16 protein-coding genes are annotated in these 15,228 nt (G+C 65.2%); 12 read left to right on the top strand and 4 right to left on the bottom strand.

The genetic code is table 11. The annotated features are described in order from the left end of the window. Positions 1 to 7: 7 nt before the first annotated feature. Positions 8 to 3,454 (top strand): transcription-repair coupling factor, encoded by a 3,447-nt coding sequence (mfd, locus tag FIU89_RS10375; RefSeq protein WP_152492519.1) that lies wholly within the window; start codon positions 8 to 10, stop codon positions 3,452 to 3,454. Between the two features lie 186 nt (positions 3,455 to 3,640). Here mfd and FIU89_RS10370 read toward each other — a convergent pair whose 3' ends face one another. The 4 genes from FIU89_RS10370 to FIU89_RS10355 all read right to left on the bottom strand — a co-directional run bounded on the left by FIU89_RS10370 (position 3,641) and on the right by FIU89_RS10355 (position 7,043). Further along, positions 3,641 to 4,816 (bottom strand): DUF2254 domain-containing protein, encoded by a 1,176-nt coding sequence (locus FIU89_RS10370; RefSeq protein ID WP_152492518.1) that lies wholly within the window; start codon positions 4,814 to 4,816, stop codon positions 3,641 to 3,643. A gap of 214 nt (positions 4,817 to 5,030) precedes the next feature. Next, positions 5,031 to 6,005: a quinone oxidoreductase gene (locus FIU89_RS10365; protein ID WP_152492517.1), complete on the bottom strand. Its 975-nt coding sequence runs from the start codon at positions 6,003 to 6,005 to the stop codon at positions 5,031 to 5,033. Positions 6,006 to 6,119: 114 nt separating this feature from the next. Next, positions 6,120 to 6,383, bottom strand: a complete 264-nt coding sequence (locus tag FIU89_RS10360) for a hypothetical protein (RefSeq protein WP_152492516.1) — start codon at positions 6,381 to 6,383, stop codon at positions 6,120 to 6,122. A gap of 6 nt (positions 6,384 to 6,389) precedes the next feature. After that, a complete protein-coding gene (locus FIU89_RS10355) occupies positions 6,390 to 7,043 on the bottom strand; it encodes an alpha/beta hydrolase (RefSeq protein WP_057789434.1) in 654 nt (217 codons plus the stop codon). Between the two features lie 181 nt (positions 7,044 to 7,224). On the opposite strand from FIU89_RS10355, the gene FIU89_RS10350 reads away from it, so the two are divergent. The 11 genes from FIU89_RS10350 (at position 7,225) to FIU89_RS10300 (ending at position 15,228) form a co-directional block, all read left to right on the top strand. Continuing rightward, positions 7,225 to 7,686: an Rrf2 family transcriptional regulator gene (locus tag FIU89_RS10350; RefSeq protein ID WP_152492515.1), complete on the top strand. Its 462-nt coding sequence runs from the start codon at positions 7,225 to 7,227 to the stop codon at positions 7,684 to 7,686. Positions 7,687 to 7,816: 130 nt separating this feature from the next. Further along, positions 7,817 to 8,836, top strand: a complete 1,020-nt coding sequence (locus tag FIU89_RS10345) for a cysteine desulfurase family protein (RefSeq protein ID WP_152492514.1) — start codon at positions 7,817 to 7,819, stop codon at positions 8,834 to 8,836. Between the two features lie 25 nt (positions 8,837 to 8,861). Beyond that, positions 8,862 to 10,382, top strand: a complete 1,521-nt coding sequence (gene sufB / locus FIU89_RS10340; RefSeq protein WP_152492513.1) for a Fe-S cluster assembly protein SufB — start codon at positions 8,862 to 8,864, stop codon at positions 10,380 to 10,382. After that, a complete protein-coding gene (locus FIU89_RS10335) occupies positions 10,379 to 10,696 on the top strand; it encodes a hypothetical protein (protein WP_152492512.1) in 318 nt (105 codons plus the stop codon). Before sufB ends, FIU89_RS10335 begins: the two co-directional genes overlap by 4 nt. A gap of 102 nt (positions 10,697 to 10,798) precedes the next feature. Further along, a complete protein-coding gene (locus FIU89_RS10330; protein ID WP_152492511.1) occupies positions 10,799 to 11,149 on the top strand; it encodes a hypothetical protein in 351 nt (116 codons plus the stop codon). Next, entirely contained in the window at positions 11,146 to 11,460 is a 315-nt protein-coding gene (locus FIU89_RS10325) for a heavy metal-binding domain-containing protein (RefSeq protein ID WP_152492510.1), read from the top strand. Before FIU89_RS10330 ends, FIU89_RS10325 begins: the two co-directional genes overlap by 4 nt. Before the next feature lies 1 nt (position 11,461). After that, positions 11,462 to 12,064: a hypothetical protein gene (locus tag FIU89_RS10320; RefSeq protein WP_152492509.1), complete on the top strand. Its 603-nt coding sequence runs from the start codon at positions 11,462 to 11,464 to the stop codon at positions 12,062 to 12,064. A gap of 29 nt (positions 12,065 to 12,093) precedes the next feature. Beyond that, positions 12,094 to 12,849, top strand: coding sequence for a Fe-S cluster assembly ATPase SufC (gene sufC / locus FIU89_RS10315; protein ID WP_152492508.1), 756 nt, complete (start codon positions 12,094 to 12,096; stop codon positions 12,847 to 12,849). Further along, positions 12,849 to 14,135, top strand: coding sequence for a Fe-S cluster assembly protein SufD (gene sufD, locus FIU89_RS10310; RefSeq protein ID WP_152492507.1), 1,287 nt, complete (start codon positions 12,849 to 12,851; stop codon positions 14,133 to 14,135). Before sufC ends, sufD begins: the two co-directional genes overlap by 1 nt. Further along, positions 14,135 to 14,620, top strand: coding sequence for a YIP1 family protein (locus FIU89_RS10305; protein ID WP_152492506.1), 486 nt, complete (start codon positions 14,135 to 14,137; stop codon positions 14,618 to 14,620). Before sufD ends, FIU89_RS10305 begins: the two co-directional genes overlap by 1 nt. Then, entirely contained in the window at positions 14,617 to 15,228 is a 612-nt protein-coding gene (locus tag FIU89_RS10300; protein ID WP_172978084.1) for a Yip1 family protein, read from the top strand. Before FIU89_RS10305 ends, FIU89_RS10300 begins: the two co-directional genes overlap by 4 nt.

The raw sequence follows: 15,228 nt of genomic DNA, 5'->3' as shown, positions 1-15,228 counted from the left end.
GCCGGGCATGGCAGGCAGCACCCGTATCGCCGTTGGCGGCGCGCCAGAAGGCTTCGACGCCAAGCTGATCCTCGACGAGGCCGCCCGTGCGAAGGGCCCCGTGATCCATGTCGCGCGCGACGACAAGCGGATGGCGGCGATGGAGGAGGCGCTGCGCTTTTTCGCGCCCGACATGCCGGTGATCCGCTTTCCCGGCTGGGATTGCCTGCCTTACGACCGGGTGTCGCCCAATGCCGATATCGCCGCCACGCGGATGGCGACGCTGGCGGGGCTGGTGCATGGCGGGCCGTCGCGGTTCATCCTGCTGACGACCCTCAATGCCGCGACGCAACGCGTGCCCGCGCGCGAGGTGTTGCGCGAGGCGGCGTTCTCGGCGCAGGTGGATTACCAGATCGACGAGGAGGCGCTGAAATCCTTCCTCGTGCGGATGGGCTTTACCCAGGCGCCCACGGTGATGGAGCCGGGCGATTATGCCGTGCGCGGGGGCATCATCGACATCTACCCGCCGGGCGAGAGCGGCCCGGTGCGGCTGGACCTCTTTGGCGATGTGCTGGACGGTGTGCGCCGGTTCGATCCTGCGACGCAGCGCACCACCGAGAAGCTGGACCGGATCGAGCTGGCTCCGGTCAGTGAGGTCATTCTGGACGAGGCCGCGATCACGCGCTTTCGCCAGAACTACCGGATCGAGTTCGGCGCGGCGGGCAGTGACGACCCGCTTTACGAGGCGGTGAGCGCGGGGCGCAAGCAGGCCGGGATGGAGCATTGGCTGCCGCTCTTTCACGAGCGGCTCGAGACGCTCTTTGACTATATTCCCGGCGCGCCGGTCAGCCTGGATGATCAGGTGGAGGCGGCGCGCGAGGCGCGGTGGGTGTCCATCGCCGACCAGTATGATGCCCGCAGGCACGCCATGACCCAGAAGGGCCGCGAAGACAGCGTCTACAAGCCCATCGCGCCCGATCTGCTGTATCTCGACAACGACGCCTGGAGCGCCGCATTGGGCGACCGCCGCGTGCTGGCCTTGTCGCCCTTGCCACAGGCGCCGGGGCCGGGGGTGATCGACGCGGGCGGGCGCATCGGGCGCAATTTCGCCCCCGAGCGTCAACAGGAAAAGATAAACCTTTTCAGTGTCCTGAAAGACCATGTTGATGCGCGCATGGCCGAGGGGCCGGTGCTGGTCGCGTCCTATTCCGACGGCGCGCGGGAGCGGTTGGAAGGGCTGTTGGAAGACGAGGGCCTCTTGGGCGCGGTCACGGTGAAGAACGCCGGGGCCATCGGCAAGCGCGGGCTGCATCTGGCGGTCTGGGGGCTGGAGCACGGGTTTACCGCACCCGGCATGACGGTGATCGCCGAGCAGGATATTCTCGGCGACCGTTTGATCCGGTCCCCCAAGAAGCGGCGGCGGGCCGAGAACTTCCTGACCGAGGCGCAGAGCCTGTCGCCCGGCGACCTGGTGGTGCATGTCGATCACGGGATCGGTCGCTACAAGGGGCTGGAAGTGGTCACCGCGGCGGGCGCGGCGCATGAGTGCTTGTTGCTGGAATATGCCGAGCAATCAAAGCTTTACCTGCCGGTCGAGAATATCGAGCTGCTCAGCCGCTATGGCCATGAAGAGGGCCTGCTGGATCGTCTGGGCGGCGGCGCGTGGCAGGCCAAGAAGGCCAAGCTGAAGGAGCGCATCCGCGAGATGGCCGACCGCCTGATCCGGATCGCCGCCGAGCGGGCGTTGCGCAAGGCCCCTGTGCTGGAGCCCGAGCACCACGCGTGGGAGGCGTTCTCGGCCCGGTTCCCGTACCAGGAGACGGACGACCAGTTGCGGGCCATCGAGGACGTGGTGGCCGACCTCGACAGCGGCACGCCGATGGACCGGCTGATCTGCGGCGACGTCGGCTTTGGCAAGACCGAGGTGGCGATGCGTGCGGCCTTCATCGCCGCCATGTCGGGGATGCAGGTGGCGGTGATCGCGCCGACGACCCTGCTGGCGCGGCAGCATTACCAGAGCTTTGCCGAGAGGTTTCGCGGCTTTCCGGTGTCGGTGGCGCCCTTGTCGCGCTTCGTGCCCGCGAGCCAGGCCACGAAGACCCGCGCGGGGCTGGCCGATGGCACGGTGGATATCGTGGTGGGCACGCACGCGCTTCTGGCCAAGAACATCCGGTTCAAGAACCTTGGCCTGCTGGTGATCGACGAGGAACAGCGGTTCGGCGTGACCCACAAGGAGCGGCTGAAGTCGCTGCGCTCGGAAGTGCATGTGCTGACCCTGACGGCGACGCCGATCCCGCGGACCTTGCAGTTGAGCCTGAGTGGCGTGCGGGACCTGAGCATCATCGGCACGCCGCCCATCGACCGGCTGTCGATCCGCACCTATGTCAGCGAGTTCGACACGGTGACGATCCGCGAGGCGCTGTTGCGCGAGCATTACCGGGGCGGACAGAGTTTCTACGTGGTGCCGCGGATCAGCGACATCGCCGAGATCGAGGCCTTCCTGCGCGATCAGGTGCCCGAGGTCAGCTTTGTCGTGGCGCATGGGCAGATGGCGGCCAAGGAACTCGACGAGCGGATGAACGCCTTCTACGACGGCAAGTACGATGTGCTCTTGGCCACAACCATCGTGGAATCGGGCCTCGATATTCCCACCGCCAACACGATGGTGGTGCACCGCGCCGACATGTTCGGCCTGTCACAGCTTTACCAGATAAGGGGCCGCGTGGGGCGGGCCAAAACGCGAGCCTATGCGTACCTGACGACCAAGCCCCGGATGCGGCTGACGCCCGGCGCCGAGAAGCGGTTGCGGGTGCTGGGAAGTCTGGATCAGCTGGGCGCGGGGTTCACGCTGGCCAGCCAGGACCTCGATATTCGCGGGGCGGGCAACCTCTTGGGCGAGGAACAGTCCGGGCAGATGCGCGACGTGGGGTACGAGCTCTACCAGTCGATGCTGGAAGAGGCGATTGCCAAGATCAAGTCGGGTCAGCTGGAAGGGCTGAGCGAGGCCGATGAGCAATGGGCGCCGCAGATCAACCTGGGTGTGCCGGTGCTGATCCCCGAGGAGTATGTGCCCGACCTGGACGTGCGCTTGGGACTGTACCGCCGTCTCAGTGGTTTGGCGACCAAAGTTGAACTGGAAGGCTTCGCCGCCGAGCTGATCGACCGGTTCGGCAAGCTGCCGCGCGAGGTGAACACGCTGATGCTGGTGGTGCGGATCAAGGCGATGTGCAAGCGCGCCGGCATCGCCAAGCTGGATGGCGGGCCGCGGGGGGCGACGATCCAGTTCCACAACGACAAGTTTTCCAATCCGCAGGGGCTGGTCGATTTCATCAAGGACCAGAAGGGGCTGGCCAAGGTCAAGGACAACAAGATCGTGGTCAAGCGCAGCTGGAAATCGGACGCCGACAAGATCAAGGGCGCGTTTGCCATCGCCCGCGACCTGGCGGAGAAGGTGAAGGAAGGCAAGAAGGGGTGAGGAGCCGCCTTCGCGCGGAATCAAGGCGCGGCACCGCCGCGCCGCCGCGCGATCGCCAGACCGCCCCCCGGGCTGGCGATTCGGGCACGTTAGCGCATCAATCTGAGGCTTTACGGATGTGGCTGCGATAAAGTGCGTTGAACAGCCGACGGGTCGCCACCCCGCGGTCTGGCAATCGCGCGGCGCTCACTGCGACCGTTTCAACTCCGCCACCAGCTTTTCGTACTGCGCCTTGGTCAGCTCGTCCGTGTCGGTATAGGGCTTGGAGGCCAGAAAGCTGCGCTCGAACAGGGTGTCGTAGGTCAGGCGAGGCCCCAGCGCGTGCTTGCCGGCGCCGTCCTCGCCCAGACCCTCGCCATGGTGCCGCGCGACCGACAGGGCGTTCTGCATCCAGTTGAGGCAGTTGATCGCCGTGAACGGATCGTTGACGCCGGGGGAGAGGGCGCGGGCCAACACCTCGACCAGTTCATCGACGAGAAAGAGCACGTTCTGATGCTCGGTCTTGCTGGTGCCAAGCGCGTAGCAGTCGCGCAGCTCCGCGATATCGTCGTCCGACAGCGCCTCGTGTGACCAGACCGACATCACCGGCGTGAAGGAGCTGACGAAATCGCCCGGCTGCTGTTCGATCCGCAGGAGCCAGTCGTCGCGGTCGGTCAGTTTTTCGACCTGCTGGTAGTTCAGCGTGCGGATGTAGCCGGCGGCGTTCAGGGCGATCCGGTGGTCCGGGTCGCGGTCGGGATAGGTGACCTCGCGGCGCTTGTCGCGGGCGTCCTCGGCGTCGATGATGGCCTTGATCTCGGCCTCCAGCCGCTGGCCCAGGCCGGCGGTGATGTTGCCCACGTTGATCGTTTCAGGCACGTGGTGGACGAAATAGATCATCGTGAAGACCGCGATGATGCAGCCGAGCATGGCCAGCAGCATGGAATATTGCGGCACGAAGGCCTCGATCTCGGCGGTCTCGGAGGGGTCCTGCACGGCGCGCAGGATCAAGAGGGCATAGACGAAGGTGGCGATCAGGATGCCGAGGCTGATCTGGTTGCCCCGGTTGCGCATGAAATTCCCGATCAGGCGCGGGCCGTAATTACCCGCGGCGAAGGACACCGCGACGATGGTCATGGAAAACATCACGCCGGTGACACCGATCACCGAGGTCGCGATGGTCGAGAGCGTGCTGCGCGCGCCCTCGACCTGGGTATCTATAAGGGATTCGGGGAATTGGAACGGAAGGATCTCGGCATTGTGGTCGAGCCATTCCGACCCGTAGGCCAGAACGATCGCGAACAACACCATGTTGGCCGGAATGAACCAGTAGCTGGCGCGCATGTCCTGCGCCAGTTTGAGCAAAAGCGCCCGTTTGTTCATTCAGTTCTTCCCTGGAGGTCGGACCCCGGGACCTCGTTCACCCGATGCCGATGAAAGAAAGGATGGCAACGACGATGACGATAAGGCCGACGATATAGATGATGTTGTTCATGGGTCTTCTTCTCCGATTTGCCGGGCGGGCACAATTGGCGTGCCCGCTTTGGCGTGCAGTCGCTCAACTGCACCACGCCAAGGAAAGTTCCCGCAATCGTGATCAAAGCGTGAGGATGGTCGAGCCGGTGGTTTCGCGCGCCTCGAGTGCGCGATGCGCCTCGGCGATATCCTCCAGTTTCCAGGTCTGGCCGATATTCACCTTCACGTCGCCGGACTGCACCTTCGAGAAGAGGTGGCGCGCCATTTCCTGGCAGCGTTCGTGGTCCGCCAGGAAGGTGAAGAGCGTCGTGCGGGTGAGCTTCAGCGAGCCTTTCTGCGCCAGGGTCAGCAGGCTGACGGGCTCGACCGGGCCGGAGGCGTTGCCGAAGGACATCATCATGCCCAGGGGTTTCAGGCAGTCGAGCGAGCGGTCGAACGTGTCCTTGCCGACCCCGTCCATCACCACGTCGACGCCCTTGTAGTCGGTCAGTTTCCTGACCTCGGCCACGAAATCCTCGGTGCGGTAGTTGATGCAGGCCGACGCGCCGTTATCGACAGCCATCTTGCATTTTTCATCCGTGCCGGCGGTGCCGATCAGGGTGATGCCCTCGGAGCGCGCCCATTGGCAGGCCAGCAGGCCCACGCCCCCGGCGGCGGCGTGAAAGAGCACGGTGTCGCCCTTTTTCAGGGGCCAGACCCGGTGAAAGAGGTATTCCACCGTCATGCCCTGAAGCATGATCGAGGCGGCGTCCTCGAACGGGATGTCGTCGGGCAGGGGGCAGACCTGCGCGGCGGGCATGACCCGGGCCTCGGAATAGGCGCCGGGCGGGGTGGCGGCATAGGCGGCTTTCTGGCCCGGTTGCAGGTGGGTCACACCGTCGCCCACCGCCTCGACGATGCCCGCGGCCTCCATCCCAAGGGCATGGGGCAGCTCCAGCGGGTACAGCCCGGTGCGCTGGTAGACGTCGATGAAGTTCAGCCCGCAGGCGACGTGGGCGATGCGCACCTCGCCGGGGCCGGGTTCGCCGACCTCGCGGTCAACGAGCTTGAGGTTCTCCGGTCCGCCGAACTCTTCGATGATGATGGTGCGTGCCATGATGGTGTCTCCCTGCTTGGTTGTCGTGCGCGGGGCGAGAGCCCGGCGCCGCACGTGTCTGGACGGGCACCTAGCCCGCTTGGCACGGATCGCCCGTGCGAAGTGCGATCGCCGTCAGGTTTCGGGCGCGTCCTTGGCCGCGCCGCCCTCCGTGCCCTGCTGTTCCTGGAACTTCCTGACCCGGTTCAGCAGATGCGCGCGCGCCGCCATGTTGGCGCGGCGCACCCGCATCGAGGTCAGGAACGCCTCTTCGGCGGATTGCGAGGTGGCGCCGAGGATGCCGACGATTTCCGAGATCACGCCGTCGTCCCCGGAGGCATCGACATACTTGATGACCTTGAGCGCCAGTTCGTCGGCCAGATCCTCGGTCACGCCCATGGGCCGTTACCTCGTGGTCTCGGTAAGGCGGCGTTTGACGTAATCGCTGACGGTGCCGATCATCGTCTCCATGTGCGGCTCCTCGAAGAAGTGCCCCGAGCCCTCGATTTGTTCGTGGGTGATGGTGATGCCCTGCTGCTCGTGCAGCTTGCCCACGAGGGCCTGCGTGTCGGCGGGCGGCGCCACGCGGTCGGCGCTGCCGTTGATGATCAGGCCCGAGGACGGGCAGGGGGCGAGGAACGAGAAATCGTACATGTTGGCCGGCGGCGACACCGACACGAAGCCGGTGATCTCGGGGCGGCGCATCAAGAGCTGCATCCCGATCCACGCGCCGAAGGAAAAGCCCGCGACCCAGCAATGTTTCGAGTTGGCGTTCATCGACTGCAGGTAGTCGAGCGCCGAGGCGGCATCGGAAAGCTCGCCCACGCCCTGGTCATACTCGCCCTGGCTGCGGCCCACGCCGCGGAAGTTGAAGCGCAGGACGGTGAAGCCCAGCTTGTGGAACGCGTAGTGCAGGTTGTAGACCACCTTGTTGTTCATCGTGCCCCCGAACTGCGGGTGCGGGTGCAGGATGATGGCGATGGGCGCGTCGCGCTCTCGTTGCGGGTGGTAGCGGCCTTCCAGGCGGCCCTCGGGGCCGGGAAAGATGACCTCGGGCATGCGTGTCCCCTTGCATTTCGGGCGCCGGTCAATTCTTGACGGAATTGATCAAGCACCTTAGAACTATTCTAAACAACCGAATGGATTCTGCGGCTTCACGCGAGATAGGGGGTTGATGGGGCAAGGTCAATCATTTCCCCGCCCGCCAAGCCACTGACTCGCCGGGTATTTGGGGGAGACGATGAAACTCAGCACCAAGGGACGCTACGCGATGGTCGCGCTGGTCGATATCGCGTTGCAGCAGAAGGACGGGCTGGTGACGCTCAGCGACATCTCGCACCGGCAGAGCATCTCGCTGCCCTATCTGGAGCAGCTGTTTGTGAAACTGCGCCGGGCCGAGCTGGTGAGTTCGGTGCGCGGGCCCGGCGGCGGCTACAAGCTGGCGCGGCCGGCGTCCGAGATCCGGGCGGTGGACATCCTGGCCGCGGTGGACGAGACCATCGATGCGATGCACAAGGGCGCGGGCGCCTCGGGCGCCACGAGCGGCTCGCGGGCGCAGAGCATGACCAACCGGCTGTGGGAGGGGTTGAGCGCGCAGGTCTACGTGTTCCTGCACCAGACGAGGCTGAGCGACGTGGTGGGCAATTCGCTGGCGCCTTGTCCCGCCGTTCCGTCGCTTTTCGCCGTGGTGGACGAGGAATGAGGACGCCTGCGGCGACAGGTTTTGCGCCGCCTTCGGCGTCGCGGCGGGAGGGGGCTCTGCCCCCAACGGCGAACCCATGGGTTCGCCGCTCCCCCCGGGATATTTTTGGCCAGAGGAAGGGGTGGGCGGTTTGAGCCGGGTCTACCTCGACTACAACGCGACCGCGCCGTTGCGGGCCGAGGCGCGGGAGGCGATGGTCGCGGCGATGGATGTGGTCGGCAACCCGTCTTCGGTGCATGGCGAGGGGCGCAGCGCCAAGGCGCTGGTGGAGCGGGCGCGGGGGCAGGTGGCCGCCGCGGTGGGCTGCAAGCCGCAGGAGGTGGTGTTCACCTCAGGCGCGACCGAGGCGGCGCGGGTCCTGGCGGGCTTCGACAGCGTGGATGTGCAGGCGACCGCGCATGACGCGCTTTGGGCGCATCACGCGCCGGGTCAGGCTGAGCCAGTGGTGCGCGCGATGGGGCTGGCCAATTCCGAGACCGGGGTTGTGACGCAGCCCGAGACCGGCGAGACCCTGCTGCTTCTGGATATCACGCAGGCGGTGGGCCGCCTGCCGTTTTCGTTTGCCTGGTCCGGTGCGGACCTGGCCGTGATGTCGGCGCACAAGCTGGGCGGGCCCAAGGGTGTCGGCGCGCTGATCGTCCGGCAGGGCGTGGACATTCCGGCGCTCAGCGCTGGCGGCGGGCAGGAGATGGGTCGCAGGTCGGGCACGGAGAACATCATCGGCGTCGCGGGCTTCGGCGCCGCGGTCGGCGCGGCGCAGCGCGATCTGGAGGATGGCGCGTGGGAGCGGGTGAAAAAACTTAGAAGGATTCTAGAAAATGCTATTGAGGAATCCGCCCCAGCGACTATTTTTGTCGGGAAATCCGAAGAAAGGCTGCCGAACACGTCCTGCTTCATCACGCCCGGCTGGAAGGGCGAGACGCAGGTGATGGCGATGGACCTTGCGGGGTTCGCCATTTCGGCCGGTTCGGCCTGTTCCAGCGGCAAGGTCAAGGCCAGCCGCGTGCTGGCGGCGATGGGGTTCGACGAGGCTGAGGCGGCCAGCGCCGTCCGGGTCTCGCTGGGCCCCGACACGAGCGAAGACGACGTTGTGGCCTTCGCGCAAGCCTGGGCCAGGCAACACGAGAAGTTCCGCGCCCGTGCGGCGTGAGAGACAAAACCGAGGAGGTGGCCCAATGGCGGCACTGGACGAAACCCAAGTCAAGGAAGGCGTCGACAAGGAAACGGTCGATGCGGTGCGCGACATCAGCACGTACAAGTACGGCTGGGAAACCGACATCGAGATGGAATACGCGCCCAAGGGCCTCACGCCGGAGATCGTCAAGCTGATCTCGGAAAAGAACGGCGAGCCGGAGTGGATGACCGAGTGGCGCTTGCAGGCCTATGAGCGCTGGCTGCAGAAGGAAGAGCCGGATTGGGCGATGGTTGATTATCCCGAGATCGACTTTCAAAACCAGTATTACTATGCCCGGCCCAAGAGCATGGAGCAGAAGCCCAAGTCGCTGGACGAGGTCGACCCCAAGCTGCTGGAGACCTATGAAAAGCTGGGTATTCCGCTGAAGGAACAGATGATCCTGGCTGGCGTCGAAGGCGCCGAGGAGGCGCCCGCGGAGGGCCGCAAGGTGGCCGTGGACGCGGTGTTTGACTCTGTGTCCGTCGGCACGACCTTCCAGAAGGAGCTGGAGAAGGCCGGCGTGATCTTCTGCTCGATCTCCGAGGCCATTCGCGAGCATCCCGAACTGGTGAAGAAATACCTCGGCTCGGTCGTGCCGGTGAGCGACAACTTCTATGCGACGCTCAATTCGGCGGTCTTTTCGGACGGGTCCTTCGTCTACGTCCCGCCGGGCGTGCGCTGCCCGATGGAGCTGAGCACCTATTTCCGCATCAATGCCGAGAACACCGGCCAGTTCGAGCGGACTTTGATCATCGCCGACAAGGGCTCTTACGTCAGCTACCTCGAAGGCTGCACCGCGCCGCAGCGTGACACCAGCCAGCTTCACGCGGCGGTCGTCGAGATCGTCGTCGAGGAAGATGCCGAGGTGAAATATTCCACGGTGCAGAACTGGTTCCCCGGCGACGAGGACGGCAAGGGCGGCATCTACAACTTCGTCACCAAGCGCGCCGATTGCCGGGGCGACCGGGCCAAGGTGATGTGGACGCAGGTGGAAACCGGCTCGGCCGTGACGTGGAAATATCCCAGCTGCATCCTGCGCGGCAATGAAAGCCAGGGCGAGTTCTATTCCATCGCCATCACTAACAACTGGCAGCAGGCCGATACTGGCACGAAGATGATCCACCTTGGCAAGAACACCAAGAGCCGGATCGTCTCGAAGGGTATCAGCGCGGGGCATGCGCAGAACACCTATCGCGGCCTTGTCTCGATGCATCCCAAGGCGAAGGACAGCCGCAACTACACCCAGTGCGACAGCCTGCTCATTGGCTCGGAATGCGGGGCGCACACGGTGCCTTATATCGAGGTCAAGAACAACTCGTCCCGGGTGGAGCACGAGGCGACCACGTCGAAGGTGGATGACGACCAGCTGTTCTATTGCCGCCAGCGCGGCATGGACGAGGAAGAGGCCGTGGCGCTGGTGGTGAACGGGTTCTGCAAGGATGTGCTTCAGGCCCTGCCGATGGAGTTCGCCATGGAGGCGCAGCAACTGGTGGCGATTTCGCTGGAAGGCAGCGTGGGATGACCGAAGGGTGCCGGACACCCGAGGCGACCCGGAGCCGGCTGCCGAGGCTTGGCCATTCGGGGCGCCTGCGGTCCGGCACCCGGACCTTTACCATGCTGCTGCTTGGTCATTTCCTGGTGTTCGTTCTGGCGATGAGCCATGACGAGATCGCGCTGCAGGCGGTCGAAAGCGGCTGGATCCGGCCCGGTCAGGCAGAGCTGGCCGAACTTGGCATGGGGCTGGTCCTGTTCATGATCTGGGGGTGGCTGAGCGTGCGCGTGGCAGGACTTTTGCAGGAGGCACGCGCGGCCTCGGACGGCAAGGCGAAACGATAGAATGATCGACACGACCACGCACAGCATCGAAGGGCGCAATATCGTCGCCGGCAGCGGCGCCATGCCGGGCGGCGCGATCATGGTCGGAAGGACGGTGGGCTGATGTTCAGCGGGTTCGATCGGGACGACGCTATGCTGCGTGACATCCACCATCCCGGGCATACGGACGGGGGGCGCGAAGGCTTCGCGACGTTCGCAGCCCTGTGCCTGGCCGGGACGGTCACGTTCTCCGCTGTCGAGATCGCCTGGCTACCGCTCTACTGGAAGATCTTCGTGACGCTTTTCGTGGCGGCTGTCGGCGGGATCGTGGTTGGCGCCTGGATACGAGGCCTGCAAACCTCGGCGAAGCGGAAGGCGCAGAACGCGTATCGCGCCATGCGCGAAGCGGAAACGCAAAAGGGGATCGACCAGATGCTTCGGGCACAGTCGAAAATTCCAAGGGTAAGAAAATGATCATCACGACCACGCAGAACATCGAAGGACGCAAGATCATCGACTACCGCGGTATCGTGGTGGGCGAGGCGATAATGGGGGCGAATGTCTTTCGCGATTTCTTCGCCCAGGTGACGGATATCGTCGGTGGGCGCTCGGGCGCCTACGAGACCAAGTTGCAGGATGCCCGCGACACCGCCATGCGCGAGCTGGAGGAGCGGGCCAAGGCGGTGGGCGCGAATGCCGTGGTGGGTGTAGATCTGGACTATGAAGTAGTTGCGGATTCCATGCTGATGGTCTCGGCCAGCGGGACGGCAGTGGTGCTGGACTGACATGACCCCGACCGCCACCATATCGCGGCCCGAGCTGACGCTGCCGGAGGCCGAGGCGGAGGTGCTGCGCGCGGCCTACGCGGGTGCAGACGTGATCCTGGAATACGGGTCGGGCGGGTCGACCGTGATGGCGGGCGAGATGCCGGGCAAGCGGGTCTTTTCGGTCGAAAGCGACAAGGACTGGGCGCTGATGATGCGCGGCTGGTTCGACGAGAACGCGCCCGCGAAAGGCACCGAGGTGGACGTGATCTGGTCCGACATAGGCCCGACGAAAGAGTGGGGTTATCCGACCGACGCGGAGCAGTACATGCGCTATCCGCGCTATCCGCTGGAGGTCTGGGATCTGCCCGAATTCCGACAGCCCGACGTGGTGCTGGTGGATGGCCGGTTTCGGACGGGATGCGTGATGGCCACGGCGCTGCGCACCGAGCGGCCGGTGCAGCTGTTCGTCGACGACTACAAGCGGCGCAAGCAGTACCACGTGGTCGAGAATTTCATTGGCGCCCCGCAGATGACGGGGCGCATGGCGGGGTTCGAGATTAAACCGCTGAACCTGCCGCAGAACGAGCTGTTGAACGTGATCGAGATGATGCTGCGCCCCTGAGGGGGCAGCGACAGGAAAAGGAGAGAAAGATGTTGGAGATCAAAGGCCTGAAGGTCGATCTTGAAGACGAGGACAAGACCATCCTGAAAGGCGTCGACCTGACCGTCGAGGCGGGCAAGGTGCACGCGATCATGGGGCCGAACGGCTCTGGCAAGTCGACGCTGAGCTATGTTCTGTCGGGCCGTGACGGCTATGAGGTCACGGGCGGGACGGCCACGCTGGAAGGCGAGGACATCCTGGACATGGAACCCGAAGAGCGCGCCGCGGCGGGGCTTTTCCTGGCGTTTCAATACCCGGTCGAGATCCCCGGCGTGGGCAACATGACCTTCATGCGCACCGCCCTGAACGCGCAGCGCAAGGCGCGCGGGCAGGACGAGATCAGCGCCGCCGATTTCCTCAAGCTGGTGCGCGAGAAGGCGGCCACGCTGGAGATGAGCAACGACATGCTGAAGCGCCCCGTCAACGTCGGCTTCTCGGGCGGTGAGAAGAAGCGCAACGAGATCCTGCAAATGGCTGTTCTGGAACCGAAAATGTGCATCCTGGACGAGACGGATTCCGGCCTTGACGTGGACGCGATGAAGCTGGTGTCGCAAGGCGTGAACGCGCTGCGCGATCAGGGTCGCGGGTTCCTGGTGATCACGCACTACCAGCGCCTGTTGGACCACATCAAACCCGACGTGGTGCACATCATGTCCGATGGCCGCATCGTTAAAACCGGCGGGCCTGAACTGGCCCTTGAGGTCGAGAAGAACGGGTATGCCGAGATCAAGGCGGAGGTGGCGTAATGGCCTTGCCCCAAGCGAAACAGGACGCCACTGAGGCGCGCCTTGCCGCGCTGAGCCTGCCCGAGGCGTCGGGCTGGACGAAAGCGCCGCGCGAGGATGCGCTGGCGCGGCTGCGGGCCGCGGGCCTGCCGCACGCGCGGGATGAATACTGGAAATTCACCCGCCCCGACACGCTGGTCGACGCCGAGGCGCCCAAGGCCGCGGTGTTCGAGAGCGACGAGACCGAGATGTTCGACGATGTCGAGCGCCTGAAGATCGTGTTCCGCGACGGTGTGTTCGACGCGGATGCCAGCGACGACCTGAGCCTCGAAGGCGTGAAGATCGACCGTCTGGCCGAGGCCGGGCAGGCCGACATTCACTGGGCCAAGGACCTTTACGGCGCGCTGGAAACGAATGGCCAGACGCCGGTGGCGCGGCCCCTCGCGACGCTCAACACGGCGGCCGCCACTGACGGCGTGCTGATCCACGTGACCGGCAAGGCATCGAAGCCGATAAACCTGATTTATCACCACGAATCAGAGACTTCCGACGCGATCCTGCACCACGTGATCAAGCTGGATTCGGGCGCCGAGTTGACCGTGCTGGAAAACGGTCCCGCCGCCGCGCGGTTCAACAAGGTGATGGAGGTCGAGGTGGCCGACACCGCCGCGTTCAACCACGTGCGCACGCAAGGGCGCGACCACGAGCGGCGCGCGGTCACGCATATCTTCGCGCGGCTGGGACGGGAAAGCGCCTTCAAGTCGTTCACCATGACCGCCAACGGCGTGCTGACGCGCAATGAATGCGTGATCGAGCTGACCGGCGACGATGCCATTGCGCATGTCGCGGGCGCCTGCGTGGGCGACGGTGATTTCCACCATGACGACACCGTCTTCATCACCCATGACGCCGAGAATTGCGAAAGCCGGCAGGTGTTCAAGAAGGTCCTGCGCAACGGTGCCACCGGCGTCTTCCAGGGTAAGATCCTGGTGAAAGCGGGCGCGCAGAAGACCGACGGTTACCAGATCAGCCAGTCGCTGCTGCTGGATGGCGACAGCGAGTTCCTGGCCAAGCCGGAGCTGGAAATCTACGCCGACGATGTGGCCTGCTCGCATGGCTCGACCTCGGGCGCGATCGACGAGGAGGCGCTCTTTTACCTGCGCGCGCGCGGCGTGCCCAGGCCCATCGCCACCGACCTTCTGACGCTGGCCTTCCTGGCCGAGGCGGTGGAAGAGATCGAGGACGAGGGCCTGCGCGACGGGATCGTCGAGCGCCTCGAAGGCTGGCTGGTGCGGCGGCGCGGCTGATGCCGGTCACCACCGATATCGTGGCCGCCTATCGCGGCCCGCGAACGGTGTTCCGTCGCCTGCTGGCGATGGGCGCGAATGAAGGGCGTGCGCTGGCCATCCTGATGGCCGGCTGCGCGATCTTCTTCGTGTCCGAATGGCCGCGCCTGGCGCGCGAGGCGCACCTGACCGGGCAGGAGCTGAACCCGATGCTGGGCGGGGCGCTGCTGGGGTGGATCTTCATCGCGCCGCTGATCTTCTACGCCATCGGGACGATCACCCAGCTTGTGCTGCGCCTGATGGGCGGGCGCGCCTCGACCTATGCCACGCGGCTGGCGCTGTTCTGGGCGTGGCTGGTGGCCAGCCCGATCAAGCTGCTGCATGGCCTCGTGGCGGGGTTCATCGGCCCCGGCCCGGGCTTGACGGCGGTGGGCGCGATATGGCTTGTGGCGTTTCTGTGGGTCTGGCTGTCCGACCTGCGCGAAGCCGGATGGGGGCAGACATGAACGCGGCGGTGCTGAAACCCCTTTTCGCAACCACCATCCGCGACCCGCGCATGGGCGCCGAGCAAATGATCGCCCTGAGGTGGCCGGTTCAGGCGCTGTGGATCGCGCTGTCGCTGATTTCGGTCGTGACCTCTGCGCTGGTCGCCGCGCTGGTGCAGGCCGCGCCGATGCCCGAGGGCGACCTGGGGCGTATGCTGGAAGCGTCGCCGGTCTACAGCTCGCCGCTGATCTTCGCTGGCATGCAATGGGCGCGGGCGGTCTTTTCGGTCTTCATGCTGTTCTGGATCGGCCGCGCGCTTGGCGGCCGGGGCACGGTCCCCGAGGTGCTGGCCGTGGTCACCTTGTTGCAGGCGGTCAGCTTCGTGCTGGTGGCCGGGTTTACCATTCTGGGCCTTTTCATCCCCTTCGTGTCGTCGCTGGGACTGCTGGTCTTCCTCGTGTGGTGGATGTGGGCGGTGTCCAACATGCTGGACGTGGCGCACGCCTTCGACAGCCCGCTGAAGGCCTTCGGCGTGATGATCGTCGCCATATTCGGCGTGCTGATCGGCCTTTCGATCATCATGGGCGTCATCGGCGGCATCGCGGGCGGATTTACAGGAGCTATCTGA

It is taken from the genome of Roseovarius sp. THAF27 (assembly GCF_009363655.1).
Taxonomy (GTDB): Bacteria; Pseudomonadota; Alphaproteobacteria; order Rhodobacterales; family Rhodobacteraceae; genus Roseovarius.
This window is presented reverse-complemented; position numbering and strand designations above follow the sequence as displayed.

What these genes read in the sequence shown, in the direction of transcription:
- mfd (WP_152492519.1), top strand. Translation starts at nt 8, where the DNA reads ATGGCAGGCAGCACCCGTATCGCCGTTGGCGGCGCGCCAGAAGGCTTC.
- FIU89_RS10370 (WP_152492518.1), bottom strand. Translation starts at nt 4,816, where the DNA reads ATGAACAAACGGGCGCTTTTGCTCAAACTGGCGCAGGACATGCGCGCC.
- FIU89_RS10365 (WP_152492517.1), bottom strand. Translation starts at nt 6,005, where the DNA reads ATGGCACGCACCATCATCATCGAAGAGTTCGGCGGACCGGAGAACCTC.
- FIU89_RS10360 (WP_152492516.1), bottom strand. Translation starts at nt 6,383, where the DNA reads ATGGGCGTGACCGAGGATCTGGCCGACGAACTGGCGCTCAAGGTCATC.
- FIU89_RS10355 (WP_057789434.1), bottom strand. Translation starts at nt 7,043, where the DNA reads ATGCCCGAGGTCATCTTTCCCGGCCCCGAGGGCCGCCTGGAAGGCCGC.
- FIU89_RS10350 (WP_152492515.1), top strand. Translation starts at nt 7,225, where the DNA reads ATGAAACTCAGCACCAAGGGACGCTACGCGATGGTCGCGCTGGTCGAT.
- sufB (WP_152492513.1), top strand. Translation starts at nt 8,862, where the DNA reads ATGGCGGCACTGGACGAAACCCAAGTCAAGGAAGGCGTCGACAAGGAA.
- FIU89_RS10335 (WP_152492512.1), top strand. Translation starts at nt 10,379, where the DNA reads ATGACCGAAGGGTGCCGGACACCCGAGGCGACCCGGAGCCGGCTGCCG.
- FIU89_RS10330 (WP_152492511.1), top strand. Translation starts at nt 10,799, where the DNA reads ATGTTCAGCGGGTTCGATCGGGACGACGCTATGCTGCGTGACATCCAC.
- FIU89_RS10325 (WP_152492510.1), top strand. Translation starts at nt 11,146, where the DNA reads ATGATCATCACGACCACGCAGAACATCGAAGGACGCAAGATCATCGAC.
- FIU89_RS10320 (WP_152492509.1), top strand. Translation starts at nt 11,462, where the DNA reads ATGACCCCGACCGCCACCATATCGCGGCCCGAGCTGACGCTGCCGGAG.
- sufC (WP_152492508.1), top strand. Translation starts at nt 12,094, where the DNA reads ATGTTGGAGATCAAAGGCCTGAAGGTCGATCTTGAAGACGAGGACAAG.
- sufD (WP_152492507.1), top strand. Translation starts at nt 12,849, where the DNA reads ATGGCCTTGCCCCAAGCGAAACAGGACGCCACTGAGGCGCGCCTTGCC.
- FIU89_RS10305 (WP_152492506.1), top strand. Translation starts at nt 14,135, where the DNA reads ATGCCGGTCACCACCGATATCGTGGCCGCCTATCGCGGCCCGCGAACG.
- FIU89_RS10300 (WP_172978084.1), top strand. Translation starts at nt 14,617, where the DNA reads ATGAACGCGGCGGTGCTGAAACCCCTTTTCGCAACCACCATCCGCGAC.